Below are 17,889 nucleotides of genomic sequence, written 5' to 3'. Positions count from 1 at the left end.
GACGTTACAGTCCCTCGCCGCCCACCCATTGCGCATGTGCGAAGCGCCGCGCGAGCGTCCAGTTCTGCTGGCGGATATCGGGCACCGCCACGACCTCCCACAGGTCGCCGCGGGTCATCGGCCCGATGCAGAATAGCCGGTCGTCGACCGTCCCGTCGGCATGGATCACCTGCGACTGGTGGTCGACGTCCAGCCCGATGCGCAACTCGTCCGGCCGGGCCAGCCCCGCGGCGATCAGCTGCCGCAGCAGCGGCTCCTCGGATCGCAACAGATCCCCCTGCGGCCCGGTGCAATTGACGATCCGCCGCGCCGACGTAACCTCGATCTCCGCGCTGCCCCGCGGTCGCCAGGTCAGCGAGGCGCCATCGCCCTCCGCCTCGGCCCCGACGATCCGCCCCGCGACGAAGCGTAACCGCCCCTCCGCGACCAGCGCATCGATCTTGGCCGCGATCGAGGGCGCCAGCCGATGCCGATGCACATCCCAATAGGGGCGCACATGCCGCAGGAACCGCGCCCGCGTCCCCGCATCAGCCGCGCCCCACATCAGCTGCGTGACCGGGCGCAGCTCGTCGACCGCCGCGCGCCAGCCGATCGCTTCGGCCCGGGTCCGCACATGCCGCACGAGCGCCGACAGCGTCCCCGCCGGCTTCTCGCGCAACCCCGGCTGCCCCGGCAGGTCGGCATGCGCCCGCGGCGACAGCCCGCGCCGCGACAGTGCCAGGATCTCGCCGCGGAACCCCGCCGCCTCCAGCGTCAGCGCCGCATCGATCGCGGTCAGCCCGCTGCCGATCAGCACCACGCGATCGGCGTCGGTCAGCTCCGCGGCAATGTCACCCGCCCAGGGATCGGACAGATAGCAGCCCGCCGGCAGCGCGGCCGGATCGAGTCCGCCCGGCGTATGCGGCGGCAGGTTGCCCAGCGCCAGCACTGCCGCATCCGCGGCAATCGCCTCGCCGCTCCGCAGCGACAGCGTCACGCCCGCGCCGCTGCGGTCGATCGCGCACACCTCGCCCTCGACCAGCGCGATCCGCCCCGGATGCGCCGCCATCGCCGCGTCGAGCAGCCCGCGCAGATAGCGCCCATAGATGCGCCGCGAGACGAAGGTCTTGGCATCGCCCAGTCCCTCCGCCTCCAACCAGCGCACGAAATGGCCGGGATCGTCGGGCAACGCGCTCATGTTGCCGGCGCGCACGTTCAGCAGATGCTCGGCATGCGCCGCGCTATAGGCGACACCGCGCGCCATCTGGTGAGGCCGCCGCTCGATCAGCGTCGCGCGTGGCCCTTCGTGGCGCAGCAGGTTGATCGCGAACAGCGTCCCCGAAAAGCCGCCGCCGACGATGACGACATGGTCATGCTGGCGCGGCGGGGCGGGCGGGCAGTCCGGCAGGCTGGTCATGGGGCGGAGCGCTATCCCCTTCGCCAGTGCCGGGCAAGCCGGTCAGGGCGCGCTGGGCTCGGCCGCGGCCGGTTCGGGGGCGGGGAGTGCGGACACCAGCTCCAGCTTCTGCGGCACCGTGCCGAGCTCGATCCCCGCCTCGCGCATCCGCCGCAGCAGGACGATCAGCACGTTGCTGCGGGCGCTATATGCCGCCCGCGGGCTTTCGACATGGGCGAAGCAGTTGAAGCGCACGCGCCCGTCGGCGATCCCGTCGATGAACGCCTTAGCCTCGGGTGTGTCGAGGATCGCCGGTTCCGCCGCGAACGTCTCCAGCACCAGTTCGCGCACACGATCGGCATCCGCCTCGATCGGCACGGTGAACTGCACCTGGATACGCCCCAGCGGCGCGCTCAGCGTCTTGTTGAGTACCGATTTCGTGATCAGCTCCGAATTGGGGACGATCAGCGTCGAATGATCGGCCAGCTCGATCTCGGTCGAACGGACGTTGATCCGCTTCACGTCGCCCTCGTCGGTGCCGACGCGGATCAGGTCGCCGATCTTGATCGGCCGCTCGGCGAGCAGGATCAGACCGGATACGAAGTTGGACGTGATCGCCTGCAAGCCGAAACCGATGCCGACCGACAGCGCCGACAACAGCAGGGCGATCCGCTCCATCCCGATGCCGAGCGAGGCGAGCGACCAAATGACCGCCAGCGCGATGCCCACGTAGCGCGCGACCAGCCGGATCGAATTGCGCACGCTGCCGTCGAGGTCGGTGGTCGGCAGATAGCGCTGGTCGAGCCAGCCCATGAACTGCCGCACCAGGAACAGGCCGATCGCCAGCACGGCGATGAACCGCAGGATGCTGCCTGGCGAGATCGCGATCCCGCCGATCTGCACGCCACGCGCCAGCCCGCTCAGCCGGTCGAGGACCGATCCGAAGCCCGCGCCGAACGGATACAGAACCAGCCCCAGCGCGATGGCGAGGATCGCCAGCCGCAGCGCCGCGGATAGCAGTACGCCAAACTGGTCCACCGCGCTGCCGCCCACGCCGACGCCGTGGCGCAATGTCGTGCCGACGCGGCTGTCGCGCTGGAACAGGCTGGTCGCGACATCGTCGATGACGATCATCAGCAGATAGGTGCAGATGCCCAGCAGCGTCGCCCACAGCACGAACTGCAACACCGTCGCCGCCAGCCCGATATAGCCCGCCAGCAGCGCCAGCCCCGCGCCCGTGACGACCAGCCACAGCGCCACCGTCGCCGCGCCGACGCCGACGCTGGTCGCCGCCTCCTGCGCATCCGCGCCATTCGCCGCAGCGCGCGCACGCAGCCGCCCGATCACCAGCAGCGTACCGCCGATCAGCAGCAGATTGGCGATCGCCTCCGCCACCTGCGACGCCAACAGTACGGGCGGGCTGGCGCCGATCGCGGTGTTGAACGCATCCAGCAGGATGACGACGAAGGTCAGCGCGGCAAACACCCACACCGTCGGGCGCAGCGCGGTCGCGACCGCATCGGTCAGCGGCACCACCCGCCACGATGGCTGACGCGCCATCAGGAAGGCGGCGCCCGCCGCGGCGGTGAAGCCCGAAAAGCCCGCAGCGCCGATCAGCGCGTCGGCCAGCTGGCTCCAGGCGGGGGCTATTAGCGCCGCCCAGCGCAACCCCTGCACCAGCACGAACGCGGCGGCGGTGGGCATCGCGGTGCCGATCAGCACCCGCCACATCGCATTGGCCGATCGTCGCACGCGGTGGCCCGGCGCGTCGCTGACCAGATAGCGCTGGCCGATCCCGCGCAGCCGCTGCCGCACGGGGAACAGCAGCAGCAGCGCCAGCACCGCGCCGAGCAGCGCGGTCCACGGCTTGCCCGCGCGCAGCGCGACATCGCCCTGCGACCATTCGCGCCGCATCAGCGTCGCGACCCGGCGCGCATCGCGCGGCATTGCGGAGAGCAGTTCCTCCCAGAATGCGGGCGAGACGGGGGAAGGCGACCGGACGGAGATACGCTGGCCGATCTCCGCCGCCTGCGCCTCATCGATCTCGGCGACCAACTGCCCGGCCTCCACCGCGATCAGCTGTCCGCGCTTCACCTTCGAATCGAGCGCATCGCGCGCCTGCGCCAGCGCCTTGCGTTCGGCGCGAATGTCGGGCGCCTCGGTGACGCCGGCGGCCGGTGGCCCCAGCCCGGCGATCCGGGCATCGACCAGCGCCAGCTGCCCGCGCAGCTGATCCGCCGCATCGCGCGCGTCGCTTTGCGCGGCGAGCGCCCGCGTGCGCAGGTCGGCCCGGCCGGCCCGATCGACCTTGCCATCGAGCGCCGAATCGACCGCGGCAAGGTCGGTCTCCGCCCCGGCAAGTTCACGGCTCGCGGTGTCGACGGGGGAGGGTTGCGCCAGCGCCGGCATCGCCAGGGCAAGCAGCAGCATCGCCCAAACCCGCGCCACCGCCCTCATCACCCTGCCCAAGCCGCCAGCTCCCATGCGTTGCGAAGCCCGCTGCCTAGTCGAAGAGGGGGGCGAAAGTCACGCTGGGAGGGGCAACGGTAGCACCATCCACACCGTCACCCCGGACTTGGTCCGGGGTCCACCGGGCCGCAGGGGGTCGGCTGGCCTCTTGCCGTCCCCTAGCCGCGGCGTGGAGCACGGACCAAGTCCGGGGTGACGAACGGAAACGAACAGGCCGTCACCCCAAACCGCTTACCGCCAGCCGGCATCCACCCAGTAATTATGCCCCGTACACATCTTCGCATCATCCGACGCCAGGAACAGCACCAGCGCCGCGACGTCCTCGGGCAGGATGCGCCCGTCCAGGCACTGGCCCGCGACGATCTCCGCCTCGCCCTCCGGCGTGTACCATTTCTCCTGGCGCGGCGTCTTCACATTGCCCGGCACCACCGCATTCACGCGAATGTTGCTGCGGCCCAGATCGCGCGCCAGGCTGCGCGTCAGACCCTCGATCGCGGCCTTGGCGGTCTGGTAGACGATCAGGTCTTCGAGACCCAGATGCCAGCTGATCGACCCGAAGTTGACGATCACGCCGCCGCCCGCCGCCTGCATCGCCGGCACCACCGCCTTGGCGGCGAAGAACTGGTGACGCAGATTGACGTTCATCCGCTCGTCCCAATAGGCGGGCGTGACGTCGGCGACCGTGTGGCGATCGTCGTTGCCGGCGTTATTGACCAGCACGTCGACCCCGCCCAGCGCTTCCTGCATGTCGGCGAACACGCGGGCGACCGCGTCGAGGTCGGTCAGGTCGAGCCGGCGGAACAGCGGCACATGCGTCGCGCCTGCGCTCAACCGCTCGACCAGCGCCTGCGATTCGGCCTCGGCGACGTCGACGAAGGCGACCTTCGCACCCTGCCGTACGAATGCCTCGACCAGCCCCGCACCGATCCCCGATCCGCCGCCGGTCACGATCACGCGCCGGTCGCGCAGCGAGGGGTAGATGGCCCGAGTGTCGGTCATCGTCGTGTCGGTCATTGCAACAGCCCCCGTGCCGCCAGATTGCGGATCAGCGCACCAATCCCGAACTCCCATGCCGGCGCATCCTTCGAATGGACGACGCGATTGACCAGCCGCCCCAGCCGCGGCGTCGCGATCGCTACCGTATCGCCGACCTTGTGGGTGAAGCCCTGACCGGCGACGTCGCGATCCTGCGTCGGGGCGAACAGCGTCCCCAAGAACAGCACGAAGCCGTCGGGATAGTGATGCTCGCTCAGCGCCTGTCGCTTCAGGTCTTCGGGATCGCGGCTGATCTGGCTCATCGCGCTGCTGCCATCCAGCGTATAGCCGTCGGTGCCCTCGATCCGCAGCGTGATCTCGGCCGTGCGGACGTCGTCCATCGTGAACTGATCGTCGAACAGCCGCACGAACGCGCCCAGTGAGCAGGACGCGTTATTGTCCTTCGTCTTGCCCAGCAGCAGCGCGGATCGCCCTTCGAAATCGCGCAGGTTGACGTCATTGCCCAAGGTCGCGCCCACCGCCTTGCCCTGGGCATCGACCAGCAGCACGACCTCGGGCTCCGGGTTGTTCCACGTCGAATCGGACCGCACGCCGACATCCGCGCCCCAGCCCACCGTCGACAGCACGGGCGATTTGGTGAAGATTTCCGCATCCGGGCCGATCGCGACCTCCAGATATTGCGACCACAGGCCCTCGTCGATCAGCGCCTGCTTCAGCGCCGCGGCTTCGGGTGATCCCGGCACCACCGCGCGCATGCTGCCGCCGATCCGCCCCTCGAGTCGGCCGCGCACCTCGGCCGCCGCGCTCGAATCGCCTCGGGCGCGCTCTTCGATCACGCGCTCCATCGCCGATACGGCGAAGGTCACGCCCGCCGCCTTCACGCATTGCAGATCGATGGGGGAGAGCAGGCGGACCGGGCCATCGACAGACAGGCCGATCGCATCCAGCGCACCGATCACCTCGCCCGCCGCCGGATCGAAGGCGGCGGCGGAGACCAGATCGGCGACCGTCGGCGCGACGCGGCTCATGTCATGGATGATGCCGTCCACCACCAGCACGGGGCAGGGGCCTTTGCCGCGATCGATGCGGCCGATCCAGCGGCCTTCGCGCCATTCCGCGCCCAGCGCGTCGGCAGGGTCGAACACACAGGCGGTCATGGGCCGGCACTCTCCTGTTATTTGTCTGTCAATTTAGCGGTTAGCGTTACCACTCGTTCTTCTTATCCACCCTGTCAACGCTTGCCGCCATGCCGGCCGCGCCGGATCGGGCATCGCGTGTCGTCACGGGTTGCCAATGGGGCATGTCGCTGCTAGGGGCACCGTTCGCACGGCGCGGACCCCTTGTCTGCGGCCGCATTAGCTATTGACCGGAGTGATTGGGTTTTATGCAGATCGTCGTCCGCGACAACAATGTCGACCAGGCTCTTCGCGCGCTCAAGAAGAAGCTGCAGCGTGAGGGTGTGTATCGCGAGATGAAGCTGCGCCGTCACTACGAGAAGCCGTCGGAAAAGCGCGCGCGCGAGCGTGCCGCTGCGGTCCGTCGCGCCCGCAAGCTCGAGCGCAAGCGCGCTGAGCGCGACGGCGCACGGTAAGTCATTGTAAAATCACCGGCGTGCGTGTGCAGAACACGTGCGCCGGTGTGACTTTTGCGACTTTTGAACCGGTGACGGCCGGCCCGGCACCACAGCTCCAGGTGCTCTGATGTCCACCGTCACCGCCGTTCCGCTGCAGCCCGTCAAGCGCAGCTACCTCGTCTACCTCTGGGTCGGCATCGCGCTCGCCTGCATCGCGGCGTTCGCGCTAGCGCGCCAGGGCGACGACTTCCTGACCCGCAACGCCCGCGCCCGCGGCGTCGTCACCACTCCGTCCGGCCTTCAGTACAAGGTGCTGCAGCCCGGCGCGCCGGGTGCGCCCAAGCCGACCGACGCGGACGTCGCGCTGATCAACTACGAAGGCAAGCTGCTCAACGGCACCGTCTTCGACAAGTCGCAGCAGCCGACCCCGATGCCCGTCGCCGGCGTCGTCCCGGGCTTCTCCGAAGCGCTGAAGCTGATGCCCAAGGGCTCGAAGTACCGAGTGTGGATCAAGCCGTCGCTTGGCTATGGCGCCGAGACCAAGGGCCCGATCCCCGGTAATTCGACGCTCGTCTTCGACATCGACCTGATCGACTTCCTGCCGGAAGCGGTGGTCCGCCAGATGCAGATGCAGGCCCAGCAGGGCGGCATGCCCGGTATGCCCGGCGCGATGCCCCCGGGTGCGGTTCCCCCGGGCGCGCAGCCCCGCCGCTGATCCGGGCTTTCGACACATGAAAAGGCCGGCGCTGGTATCCCCAGCGCCGGCCTTTTTCGTTGGCTTCGATACCGCTCGACGGATCCCGGATCGTCATTGCGAGCGCAGCGAAGCAATCCAGAGCGTCCTGATGCGTCGCTCCCGCTCGCAGTGACCGATCACCGGCTGGCGACAGGCCCGCCGCTCGCCAGGAACAACGCCACCGTGTCGCTCAGCCGGGCGCCCTTGGCCTGCACCAGCTGCGCACGCGCCTGGGCATCGGCGGCGGTGGCGTTGAGCAGCACCAGCGAATCGACTCCGCCCAGCGCCAGCTGCCGGCGGGTGAAGGTGAGGGCGCGGTTCGACGCATCGCTCGCCCGCGTCGCGGCATCCAGCGCCACGCCATCGGTCGCCAGGCCGGTCAGCGCATCGGACACGTCGCCGAACGCGGTCAGCACCGCCGTGCGGTACTGCGCCTTGGCGCCGTCCAGCGCCGCCTCGGCCGCGCGCTGCTGATGGCGCAGCGCGCCGGCGTGGAAGATCGGCTGGGTGAGGCCGCCGATCAGCGTCCAGAACGGATTGCCGTCCTTGAACATGTCGCCGAAGCGCTGCGCCGATCCGCCGGCGGTGCCGCTGAGCGTGATCGATGGCAGCCGCGCCGCGATCGCGGTGCGCACGTCGGCGCCCGCGCCCTCCAGCTGTGCCGCGGCGGCGCGCACGTCCGGCCGCCGCGCGACGAGGTCGGAGGGGAGGACGGCGGGCAGGCTGGTCGGCAATTGCAGCGCCGCCAGCGTCGGCAGCGCGGGCAGGGGATCACCCGCCGGCCGGCCGAGCAGCGCGGCGATGACGACGCGCTGGTGTGCCTCCTGCCGGACGAGCGGCGGCAACGCGCCCTCCGCAGTCGCGAGCGCGGTCTGCTGCGTCGCCACGTCGGCGGCGCCGATCGCGCCCAGGCGCTGGCGCTGCACCTGGCTCTTCAGGATGTCGCGATTGACCGTGATGGCGATCTGCGCCGCCTCGACCTGATCGGCGAGCACCGCGCGCTGGACGATCGCCTGCACTAGATTGGCGACGACGCTGGCGCGCGCCGCGTCGAGCCGGTGGCGCTGCACCTCCGCCTGCGCCCGCGCCGAGCGGATCTTGGATCGCACCCCGCCGAACAGATCGACCGGATAGCTGACCGCGACCTGCGCGGTGTGCAGCGTATACAGCTGCTGGTTCTGGTCCGCGACCGCGGGCGACAGCGCGTTGGAGACGCGCGTGCGCTCCGCCTGATAGCTGCCGTCGATCTGCGGCAGGGCCTGTCCGCCCGCCGCGCCCGCCAGCTCGCGCGCCTGTCGCAGCGCGGCGTCGGCGACCGCGATGTCATTGTTGCGCGCCAGCGCCTCAGCGACGAGCGCGTTGAGCTGCGGGCTGCCGAACGCCGTCCACCAGTCGGCCGCGCCCGGCGCGGTGGTGAAGCCCTGCGCCGGCCCGGTCGCGGGGGCGATCGTGGCGGGCGTCGCGGCGGCGGGCAGCGGCGCATGCGCGTCGAGGTCGTGGACGGTGCTCGCGCACGCCGCGGTCGAGCAGGTGAGCAGGATGACGAGGGAACGGGTCATGCGAGGGCCTCCTCACCGGGGGCATCGGGATTGGGCGCATCGGGATCGGGGTGCGGATGGTGGCCGACGTCGCGACCATGCGCACCGCGATCCTCGGGCGGCACGCGCTTCGAGAAGCGGTCGATCAGCACCGGCAGGATCAGCAGGATCAGCACCGGCGCCAGCGTCATGCCACCCACGACGACAAGCGCCAGCGGCTTTTGCACCTGGCTGCCGATGCCGTGCGACAGTGCCGCGGGCAGCAGGCCGATCGCTGCGACCAGACAGGTCATCACGACCGGGCGCAGGCTGTGGCGCACGGTGGTGGCGAGCGCCGTCTTGCGGTCATGCCCTTCGTCGACCGCATTGTTGTACGTCGTCACGACGAGGATGCCGTCCATCACCGCGATGCCGAACAGGGCGACGAAGCCGATTGCGGAGGAAATGCTGAACGCCGTGCCGGTCAAGGCCAGCGCCAGCACGCCCCCGACGACGGCGAGCGGGATCGCCGCAAAGGCGAGCAGGCTGTCACGGATCGACCCGAAATTGGCGTAGAGCAGCAGCAGCATCAGCAGCAGGCTGATCGGCACGACGATCTCGAGACGCGCGATGGCGTTGTTGAGATTGTCCAGCTCGCCCGCCCATTCCAGGTGATAGCCCGACGGCAGATGCACGGTCCGCTGGATGCGTGCGCGCGCTTCGTCCACCGCGCCGCCCAGGTCGCGGCCGCGCACCGAGAATTTGATCGGGATGTAGCGTTCCTGATGCTCGCGATAGATGAACGAGGCGCCGCTGGTCAGGTGGACGTTGGCGACTTCGGACAGCGGCACCTGGATCGTGGTATTGCTCCCGTCGGTGGCCGGCGCGCCGATCGTGATGCGGCGGATCGCCTCGATCGAATCGCGTTGTTCCGATTTCAGCCGGACGATGATCGGGAAGTGGCGGTCGGTGCCGGCCTCGTACAGGTCGGCGGTCGAGCTGCCGCCGATCGCCGCGGCGACCGTCTGGTTCACGTCGTCGGGCGTCAGGCCATAGCGCGCGGCCTTGGCGCGATCGACGTCGACGCGCACGGTCGGCTGGCCCAGCGACTGGAACACGCCCAGATCCTCGATGCCGCGGACCTTGCTCATCTGGTCCTTGATCTGGTCGGCGTACTTTTCCAGCGTCGGCAGGTCGGGGCCGAACAGCTTGATCGAATTGGCGCCCTTCACGCCCGATGCCGCTTCTTCGACGTTGTCCTCGATATATTGCGAGAAGGAGAAATCGACGCCGGGGAAGCGCTGTTGCAGCTTCTTCGACAATTCCTCGGTCAGCGTTTCCTTGGTCACCCCGCTGGGCCAGCTGTCGAACGGCTTCAGGGGCACGAAGAATTCGGCGTTGAAGAACCCGGTCGAATCGGTGCCGTCGTCGGGGCGACCCTGCGCCGACAGGACCGACTGGACCTCCGGATATTTCATGATGATCCGCCGCACCTCGTTGACGACCGGCTGGCCGCCTTCGAGGCTGATCGACGCAGGGAGCGTCGCGCGGATGTACATATTGCCCTCTTCGAGGTGCGGTAGGAACTCGATGCCGAGCGAGCGCACACCGACGACGGCGACCAGCAGCATCAGCACCGCACCGCCCAGCGCGATCACCCGGTTGCCCAGCGCGAAGGCGGCGGCGGGTTCGTAGACGCGGCGCAGCTTGCCGACGATCCACGTCTCCACCTCGGACAATTTGTCCGGCAGCAGCAGCGTCGCCAGCACCGGCGCGACGGTAAAGGTCGCGATCAGGCCGCCGGTGATGGCATAGGCATAGGTCTTGGCCATCGGGCCAAAGATATGGCCTTCGACGCCGGTCAGCGTGAACAGCGGCAGGAAGCTCGCGATGATGATCGCGGCGGCGAAGAAGATGCCGCGGCTGACCTCGCTCGACGCGCCCAGCACCGCCGAGAAGCGGTTGGCCAGCGTGAAATGCCCCTTGCCGCTCTCCACATGCGCCGATCGCTCCACCATGTGGCGGAAGATGTTCTCGACCATGATGACGCTGGCATCGACCACCAGGCCGAAGTCGAGCGCACCGACCGACAACAGGTTCGCGCTTTCCCCCTGCAACACCAGGATCAGGATCGCGAAGGCGAGCGCGAAGGGGATGGTAGCGGCGACGATGATCGCACTGCGCAGATTGCCCAGGAACAGCCATTGCAGCGCGAAGATCAGCAGGATGCCGACCACCATGTTTTCGAGCACGGTGTGGATGGTCAGATTGATCAGGTCCGACCGGTCGTAGATGCGCTGCAACTGCACGCCCGGCGGCAGGATTCCGGAGGCGTTGATATCCGCCACCTCCTTCTGCACCGCTTTGATCGTCGGCATCGATTGGGCGCCGCGCTGCATCAGCACGATGCCCTGCACGATATCGTCCTGGTCGTTGTAGCCGGCGATGCCGAGCCGCGGGCTGTTGCCGATCGTGACGTGCGCCACGTCCTTCAGCAGGATCGGCTGGCCGTTGGCACTGCCGACCAGCACGTTCTCGATGCCGCTGACCGACTGGATCAGGCCGACGCCGCGGACGATCGCGGCCTGGCTGCCGAAGTTGATCGTCTGGCCGCCGACGTTGCCGTCGCTCTTAGCGATCGCCTGCAACACCTGGCTGACGGTGACGTTGTGCGCGGCGAGCCGGTCGTTGTCGATCACCACGTCATACGCGCGCAGCTTGCCGCCCCAGCCGGTGACGTCGATCACGCCCGGGATTCGCTTGAAGCGGCGTTGCAGCACCCAGTCCTGCAACGTCTTCAGGTCCATCACCGAATAGCCCTTGGGCGCGGTGAGCTTGTAGCGGAAGATTTCGCCCACGGGGCTCGTCGGCGACAGCGTCGGCTGCGCCCCGCCGGTCAGCGGCGGCAGCTGCGACAGGCGATTGATGACCTGCTGCTTGGCCTGTTCGTTGGTGTAATCGTAGCTGAACTGAATCTTGATGTCGGACAGGCCGAACAGGCTGATCGCGCGGATCGCGGTCAGGTGCGGAATGCCCGCCATCTGCACCTCGATCGGGATGGTGACGTTGCGCTCCATCTCCTCCGCGGACAGGCCTTGCGTCTGCGTGATGACCTCGACCATCGGCGGGACGGGATCGGGATAGGCCTCGATATTCAGGTTGATGAAGCCGATGACGCCGGCGAGCAGCATCGTGACGAAGACGCCGACGATGAGCAGCCGCTGGCGCAGCGCGAAGGCGACGATCCGGTTCATTCGCCAAGGCCCGCTTCGTTGACGAACAGCGCGCCCGCCGTGACGATGCGCTCGCCCGGTTGCAGGCCGGACGTGATCGTGACCTTGCCGTCCTGCGCATCGCCCGTGGTGACATTGCGCGAGACGAGCAGGCCGTCAGGCCGCACGACCCAGACGCGCGCATTGTCGCCTTCGTGGATCACCGCGACCGCGGGCACGACGATGGCCTTGGTCGAGGTGGCGCGGTGGATCGCGAAGCTCGCGAACATCTGGGGTTTCAGCGCGCCGTCGGGATTGGCGATCGCGGCGCGCACCGGCAGGCGGTGCGTCACGGGATCGAGCGCGGCGCCGACCAGATCGATGCGCGCGGTGAACTGGCGGCCGGGCAGGGCGGGGGTGGTGACGGTCGCGGCATCGCCGACATGGATCGACGCGGCCTGCGTTTCGGGCACCTGCGCGACCAGCCAGACGCGCGAGGGGTCGGTGATCGTCATCACCGGCTTGTCGCCGCCCTGCGTGACATATTGACCGGGCGCCACATCGCGCGAGGCGACCAGGCCGCTGATCGGCGCATGCAGCGTGGTGACGTCATGGATGCCGGTGACCTCGCCGACGCCCTCCAGCCGATTGATCTCGCCCGGCGACTTGCCCAGCACCGCGAGCTTGTCGCGCGCCGCACCCAGGGCTGCGGCGTTGGTGCGCGCGGTCGCCTGTGCGGCGGCGAGGTCGGCCTGCGCCTGCTGGTAATCCTTCAGCGCGCCGCCCGCGGTTTCGTAGATTTGCTTCTGCCGTTCCGCGGTCCGCTGCGCCGTCGCGAGTTGTGCCTGCGCATTCTGATACGCCGCGCGTGCCGCGAACAGGCCGCTGCGCGCATCGACGAAATCGGTGGTCCGCACCAGCATCAGCGCCTGGCCCCGGCTGACGCGCTGGCCCGCATCGACCAGCACGCGCACGACCTGGCCCGAATAGGGCATGACGACCGGCGTGCTGCGATCGCCGTCCACGGTAATCGCACCGCTCGCCAGCGTCGCCGCGTCCGACAGCGAATCGCCGACGCGCATCGTCGTCAGCGCGGCCATCTGTTCGGCGCTGGGGCGGAAGGTGCCCGGCGGCGACGCGGGCGGCGGCGCCTCCTCATGGTGCGTCAGTTTGCCGATCAGCGAAACGAGCAGGCCGATGCCGATCAGCACTGCCGCGGCGATCCCCAGCCACCGCCATTGCGCCGACCGACCCAGGGTCGTGGCGGGGGGAAGCGTCTCCGGGGTATCGGTGGCGTGCATGATGCGTCTCGCAGGCAATGAGGCTGGAGCCGGTAGGCCGGCTCGCTTACAGAATGCTGACAAATGCTGCGGCGCGAAAGGGTCCGATGCGGATTTTGTTGGTGGAGGACGATCGCGGGCTGGCCGACGCCCTGACGGCGGCGATGGTGCAGCGCGGGCTGACGGTCGATCTCGCCACCGATGCCGAGGAGGCGGAGGCCTATCTTGCGACCGCCGGCCATGCCGCGGTGCTGCTCGATCTGGGCCTGCCTGACGATGACGGCCTCGCGGTGCTGCGCCGCATGCGCGCGCGCGGCAACACCTGTCCCGTGCTGGTCCTCACCGCGCGCGGCGGCGTCGACGTGCGCATCCGCGGCCTCAACGACGGCGCCGACGATATCCTGGTCAAGCCGTTCGACCCGGACGAGCTGCACGCGCGCATCCTCGCGGTGTTGCGCCGGCAGGGCGGCTACCTCGGCAATGCGCTGGCGTGCGGGGCGTTACGCTTCGACGTCGACACGCGCGTCGCCTGGGTGGGCGAGCAGCGGTTGACGCTGTCGGCGCGCGAGACGGAGTTGCTCGACCTGCTGCTCCGCCGCCTCGGCAAGGTGGTGCCCAAGCGCCTGGTCGAGGACCATCTGTTCGGCGTCGGCGGCGATCTCGGCTCGAACGCGGTCGAGGTCTATGTCCACCGCCTGCGCAAGCGACTGGACGATGCGGGCAGCGGCGTGCGGATCGAGACGGTGCGCGGCGTCGGCTACCTGCTTCGCCCGGCGACATGAGCAAGGGCTGGCGGCTGCGCCTGCCGCGCTCGCTGTTCGGGCAGGTGGCGCTGCTCTACGGCGCGACGGCACTCGCCGCGGCGATCCTGCTGCCCTTCGGCACGGCGATGCTGCTCCACCAGATCGCGGGCCAATATCAGCGCGTGATGCTGGAACGGCAGGCGGATGCGGTGGCGATGCTGCTGCCCGGTGACCGGCCGCATCGCGCGGTGCGCGCGGTGGATCTGCTGGCGGGCGGATTGACGCTCGCCGTCGTCGATCGCTCGCGCCACGTGCTCGCCGAACGCGGGCCCGCGCGGCCCGAACTGGTGACGGGGATCGCGCTCGATTCGCGCACCCGGCATGTCCGCCGTGGCGCGCTCGCCGCGGTCAGCCGGCCGGTCGGGGGGCGCTGGGTCGTGGTGTCGCAGGATGCCGCCGCGCCGGAGGTGGTGACCGACGATATCGTCCGCACCTTCCTGTCGCGCTTCGTGTGGCTGCTGTTGCCGGTGACGCTCATCGTGCCGCTGGTCGGCGCGTGGATGGCCCGGCGGCTGACCCGGCGGATGAGCGCGGTCTCGACGATCGCCGCTGACATCGGCCCGCGCACGCTGGACCGCCGCCTGCCGCAGGGCACGTTGCCCGCCGAGGTCGAGCCGCTGGCGATCGCCACCAATGCCGCGCTCGACCGCCTCGAACAGTCGTTCGTGACCCAAGCCGCCTTCGCCGCCGACGTCGCGCATGAACTGCGCACGCCGCTGTCGGTCATCCGCCTGCGCGCCGACGGCGTCACCGATCCCGCGGTGCGCATCGCGCTGCTTGCCGAGGTGGACCGCGCCGCGCACGTCATCGCCCAATTGCTCGCGCTCGCCGACCTCGAACGCCCGCCGGAGGACGCTGGCACGCCGGTCGACCTGCTCGCCCTCGCCGAACAGGTCGTCGCCGACCGCGCACCGATGGTCATCGACGCAGGCTATCGTATCGCGTTGGAGGATCGCGGGCCGACGCCGGTCCGCGGCTACGCCCACGCCATTCAGCTTGCGGTCGAAAACCTCATCGAGAACGTCCTGCGCCACACCCCGCCGGGCACCGGCATCACCGTCGCGGTCGGGCCGGGCGCGCAGGTGAGCGTCACCGACGACGGACCGCCGATCGACCCCGCCACGCTGGCGCAGATGACGCGGCGCTTCTGGCGCGGCAGCGCGACGCGCAGCGGCGGCAGCGGCCTGGGCCTCTCGATCGTCGCGCGGGTCGCGGCGGCGCACGACGGGGCGCTCCATCTATCGACCGGGGCGAACGGCCATGGCCTTTGCGCAATATTGACGTTGGAACGGGCAGACATCGGCCGCGCCGGCGAACGGCCCCGCTGGCCGCATGACGGATAGCGCTTGCCCTTCAAAGCGTTAAAGCAGACCCTCAGAACTTCCGCGACGCAACGGCGTTGTGCGTGCGGTTCGGAAGGCCAGGCGCCTTCGAGGATTGAGGGTCGAGTGAGGCATTCGGGGTCTAAGGCGCATCCGGCCGAACAGCTGGCGGCGATGTATGCGGCATCGTCGGTCGGGCTCGCCATCCTCGATCCCGATCTGCGCTACGTCTGGGTGGACGATCGCTTCGCGCGGCTCAGCGGCGTATCGGTCGCCGATCACATCGGGCGCACCGTGAGTGAGATCACGCCCGACCGCGCCGACCCCGCTGTAGCGCTGGCCGCCCGAGTGCTGGCGGGCGAAACGGTCAAGGGGCTGGAGATGACCGGCCCTGATGGCGCCAGTATGTGGCGGCAGAACTGGCTGCCGATCCGCGACGACGCCGGCCAGCTCACCGGCATCGGCGTGTCGGTGCAGGAGGTGACGGAGGAACGTCGCGCCGAACGCGCCATCGCCACGCTCAACCGGATCAACACAGCGCTCGCGGCCGAACACGATCTCGAACGGCTCGTACAGATGGTCACCGATGCCGGGGTCGAGCTGACCGGCGCGTCGGTCGGCGCGTTCTTCCATAACGTCATGGACGACAGCGGCGAACGGCTGCACCTGTTCACGCTGTCGGGCGGCGAACGCAGCGACTTCATCCGGCTGGGCCGCCCGCGTGGCACCAACGTGCTGGGCCCGATCTTCCGCAACGAGGTGATCCGGTCGGGCAACATCACCCGCGATCCCCGCTACGGCGCCAACGCGCCCTTTGCCGGCATGCCGCCGGGCCATCCCGAGGTGACGAGCTACCTCGCCGTACCGGTGGTGTCGCGACATGGACAGGTGCTGGGCGGCCTACTGTTCGGCCACCCCCATGCCGATCGCTTCTCGCAGCGTCACGAGGACCTTATCCTCGGCCTTGCCGCGCAGGCGGCGGTGGCGATCGAGAATGCGCGCCTGCTCGCCGCGGTCCAGTCCGCCAACGAACGGCTCGAACGGCGGGTCGAGGAACGCACCGCCGAGCGCGACCGCGTCTGGAATCTCTCGCGCGACCTTCTCGTCGTGGTCGAACCCGATGGCAGGTTCCGCTCGGTCAACCCCGCCTGGACGGCATTGTTCGGCCATTCGCAGCACGATGTCGCGGGGCGTCCCGTAACGGATTTCGTCCACCCCGACGATATCGCCATGACCCAGGCGGCCCTCGCGGCGGCGGCGTCGGGCGCCGACGTACCGGTCGTCGAAAACCGCTATCTCGCCCATGACGGATCGCTGCGCTGGATCTCCTGGCTGACCTCGACCGAGGGCGGCCTGATCTATGGTTCGGGCCGCGACGTGACCGAGGCGCGGCGGAAGGACGAGGCGCTGCAACGCACCGAAGAAGCGCTGCGGCAGAGCCAGAAGATGGAGGCGATCGGCCAGCTGACCGGCGGCGTCGCGCACGATTTCAACAATCTCCTGACCCCGATCCTCGGCGGTCTCGATTTCCTCCGCCGCAAGCTCCCCGATGGCGACCGTGGCGCCCGCCTGCTGGACAGCGCGATCCAGTCTGCCGAGCGCGCCAGCACCCTGGTGCAGCGCCTGCTCGCCTTCGCGCGGCGCCAGCCGTTGCAGCCCGATGCGGTCGATCTGGTCGCCCTGACGCGCGACATGGCGTCGCTGCTCACGACGACGGTCGGCCCGCAGATACAGCTGGTCATCGACGCGCCCGAACGGCTGCTGCCGGCGATCGCCGATCGCAACCAGATCGAAATGGCGCTCCTCAACCTCGCGGTGAATGCTCGCGACGCCATGCCCACCGGCGGCGTGATGCGTGTCGCTTTGGGTCACACGCGCCTGACAGAGGCGGAAGACCCGCTCGCGCCCGGTGACTATGTCTGTCTCAGCGTCTCTGACACGGGCCACGGCATGGACGCCGCCACGCTCGCCCGCGCGATCGAGCCGTTCTTTTCCACCAAGGGCGTCGGCCGCGGCACCGGGCTGGGCCTGTCGATGGTCCATGGTCTCGCCAGCCAGCTCGGCGGCACGTTCCGGCTCGCCAGCACGCCGGGTGCGGGGACGGTCGCCGAATTGTGGCTGCCGGCCAGCCTCGTCTCCGTCGCGCCCGCTCCTGACGCGGCCGGCGCGGCGCCGGTGCATGGTGCGGGCTGCGTGTTGCTGGTCGACGACGAGGGCGCGGTACGGGCCGCGGCGGCGCAGATGCTGTACGATATCGGCTATCGCGTGGTCGAGGCGGACAGTGCAGACGCGGCGCTGCGCCTGATGCGCGGCGGCCTGTCGCCCGACCTGCTCGTGTCGGATCATCTGATGCCCGGCATGACCGGCACCGAACTGGCGCGCCGCCTGCGCGCCGACAGGCCCGATCTGGGTGTGCTGATCGTCTCGGGCTATGCCGATGTCGAGACGCTCTCGCCCGATCTCGCCCATCTCCCCAAGCCGTTCCGCGAGGCCGATCTCGCCGCGGCGCTGGCGGGTCCCAAGGTGTTCGCCGCCCCGATGCGCGCGCTGGAGCAGGACGCGGCGGCCGCGCCGTCGCGTGTGTGACCTCGCCCGGCGATCGGCTA

Annotated in this window: 12 protein-coding genes; 5 read left to right on the top strand and 7 right to left on the bottom strand. The window is 69.5% G+C overall.

Annotation, left to right across the window (positions count from 1 at the left end; translation table 11 throughout):
* Window positions 1-4: 4 nt before the first annotated feature.
* The 4 genes from ACP690_RS05525 to ACP690_RS05510 form a co-directional block, all read right to left on the bottom strand.
* Entirely contained in the window at window positions 5-1,396 is a 1,392-nt protein-coding gene (locus ACP690_RS05525) for an FAD/NAD(P)-binding protein (protein ID WP_426260408.1), read from the bottom strand.
* A 42-nt stretch (window positions 1,397-1,438) separates the two neighbouring features.
* Window positions 1,439-3,805 carry a DUF3772 domain-containing protein gene (locus ACP690_RS05520; protein WP_426260409.1) on the bottom strand — a complete coding sequence of 789 codons (2,367 nt, stop codon included), beginning with the start codon at window positions 3,803-3,805 and terminating at the stop codon, window positions 1,439-1,441.
* Between the two features lie 270 nt (window positions 3,806-4,075).
* Complete coding sequence (locus ACP690_RS05515) at window positions 4,076-4,858, bottom strand: SDR family NAD(P)-dependent oxidoreductase (RefSeq protein ID WP_426260410.1); 783 nt, start codon at window positions 4,856-4,858, stop codon at window positions 4,076-4,078.
* Window positions 4,855-5,997, bottom strand: coding sequence for a fumarylacetoacetate hydrolase family protein (locus ACP690_RS05510; protein WP_426260411.1), 1,143 nt, complete (start codon window positions 5,995-5,997; stop codon window positions 4,855-4,857). Before ACP690_RS05510 ends, ACP690_RS05515 begins: the two co-directional genes overlap by 4 nt.
* 227 nt (window positions 5,998-6,224) lie before the next feature.
* On the opposite strand from ACP690_RS05510, the gene rpsU reads away from it, so the two are divergent.
* Both rpsU and ACP690_RS05500 read left to right on the top strand, forming a co-directional pair.
* Complete coding sequence (gene rpsU / locus ACP690_RS05505; RefSeq protein ID WP_017978269.1) at window positions 6,225-6,431, top strand: 30S ribosomal protein S21; 207 nt, start codon at window positions 6,225-6,227, stop codon at window positions 6,429-6,431.
* A gap of 109 nt (window positions 6,432-6,540) precedes the next feature.
* Window positions 6,541-7,128 (top strand): FKBP-type peptidyl-prolyl cis-trans isomerase, encoded by a 588-nt coding sequence (locus ACP690_RS05500; protein ID WP_017978270.1) that lies wholly within the window; start codon window positions 6,541-6,543, stop codon window positions 7,126-7,128.
* 158 nt (window positions 7,129-7,286) lie between these two features.
* Here the strand turns inward: ACP690_RS05500 and ACP690_RS05495 are convergent, their stop codons facing one another.
* From ACP690_RS05495 to ACP690_RS05485, 3 genes are read right to left on the bottom strand one after another with little or no spacing between them, the layout of a single operon-like run.
* Window positions 7,287-8,708: an efflux transporter outer membrane subunit gene (locus tag ACP690_RS05495; RefSeq protein WP_426260412.1), complete on the bottom strand. Its 1,422-nt coding sequence runs from the start codon at window positions 8,706-8,708 to the stop codon at window positions 7,287-7,289.
* Window positions 8,705-11,920: an efflux RND transporter permease subunit gene (locus tag ACP690_RS05490; protein WP_043060143.1), complete on the bottom strand. Its 3,216-nt coding sequence runs from the start codon at window positions 11,918-11,920 to the stop codon at window positions 8,705-8,707. Before ACP690_RS05490 ends, ACP690_RS05495 begins: the two co-directional genes overlap by 4 nt.
* Window positions 11,917-13,179 (bottom strand): efflux RND transporter periplasmic adaptor subunit, encoded by a 1,263-nt coding sequence (locus tag ACP690_RS05485; RefSeq protein ID WP_426256418.1) that lies wholly within the window; start codon window positions 13,177-13,179, stop codon window positions 11,917-11,919. The genes ACP690_RS05490 and ACP690_RS05485 overlap by 4 nt, the downstream gene beginning before the upstream one ends.
* Before the next feature lie 86 nt (window positions 13,180-13,265).
* Here ACP690_RS05485 and ACP690_RS05480 point away from each other — a divergent pair, with 86 nt between their 5' ends.
* From ACP690_RS05480 to ACP690_RS05470, 3 genes are all read left to right on the top strand, one after another.
* Window positions 13,266-13,940 (top strand): response regulator, encoded by a 675-nt coding sequence (locus tag ACP690_RS05480; RefSeq protein ID WP_018251091.1) that lies wholly within the window; start codon window positions 13,266-13,268, stop codon window positions 13,938-13,940.
* Complete coding sequence (locus ACP690_RS05475; RefSeq protein WP_426260413.1) at window positions 13,937-15,304, top strand: sensor histidine kinase; 1,368 nt, start codon at window positions 13,937-13,939, stop codon at window positions 15,302-15,304. Before ACP690_RS05480 ends, ACP690_RS05475 begins: the two co-directional genes overlap by 4 nt.
* Before the next feature lie 105 nt (window positions 15,305-15,409).
* Window positions 15,410-17,869, top strand: coding sequence for a PAS domain-containing protein (locus ACP690_RS05470; protein ID WP_426260414.1), 2,460 nt, complete (start codon window positions 15,410-15,412; stop codon window positions 17,867-17,869).
* Window positions 17,870-17,889 lie beyond the last annotated feature (20 nt).

It is taken from the genome of Sphingomonas sp. DC4900, assembly GCF_049896485.1.
GTDB lineage: Bacteria > Pseudomonadota > Alphaproteobacteria > Sphingomonadales > Sphingomonadaceae > Sphingomonas > Sphingomonas aquatilis.
The sequence above is the reverse complement of the archived record's forward strand: the minus strand, read 5'-3'. Positions and strand labels throughout refer to the sequence as shown.

Coding starts and splice junctions, on each gene's coding strand:
- ACP690_RS05490 (WP_043060143.1), bottom strand. CDS start 11,920: ATGAACCGGATCGTCGCCTTCGCGCTGCGCCAGCGGCTGCTCATCGTC.
- ACP690_RS05480 (WP_018251091.1), top strand. CDS start 13,266: ATGCGGATTTTGTTGGTGGAGGACGATCGCGGGCTGGCCGACGCCCTG.
- ACP690_RS05510 (WP_426260411.1), bottom strand. CDS start 5,997: ATGACCGCCTGTGTGTTCGACCCTGCCGACGCGCTGGGCGCGGAATGG.
- ACP690_RS05475 (WP_426260413.1), top strand. CDS start 13,937: ATGAGCAAGGGCTGGCGGCTGCGCCTGCCGCGCTCGCTGTTCGGGCAG.
- ACP690_RS05520 (WP_426260409.1), bottom strand. CDS start 3,805: ATGCTGCTGCTTGCCCTGGCGATGCCGGCGCTGGCGCAACCCTCCCCC.
- rpsU (WP_017978269.1), top strand. CDS start 6,225: ATGCAGATCGTCGTCCGCGACAACAATGTCGACCAGGCTCTTCGCGCG.
- ACP690_RS05485 (WP_426256418.1), bottom strand. CDS start 13,179: ATGCACGCCACCGATACCCCGGAGACGCTTCCCCCCGCCACGACCCTG.
- ACP690_RS05500 (WP_017978270.1), top strand. CDS start 6,541: ATGTCCACCGTCACCGCCGTTCCGCTGCAGCCCGTCAAGCGCAGCTAC.
- ACP690_RS05515 (WP_426260410.1), bottom strand. CDS start 4,858: ATGACCGACACGACGATGACCGACACTCGGGCCATCTACCCCTCGCTG.
- ACP690_RS05525 (WP_426260408.1), bottom strand. CDS start 1,396: ATGACCAGCCTGCCGGACTGCCCGCCCGCCCCGCCGCGCCAGCATGAC.
- ACP690_RS05495 (WP_426260412.1), bottom strand. CDS start 8,708: ATGACCCGTTCCCTCGTCATCCTGCTCACCTGCTCGACCGCGGCGTGC.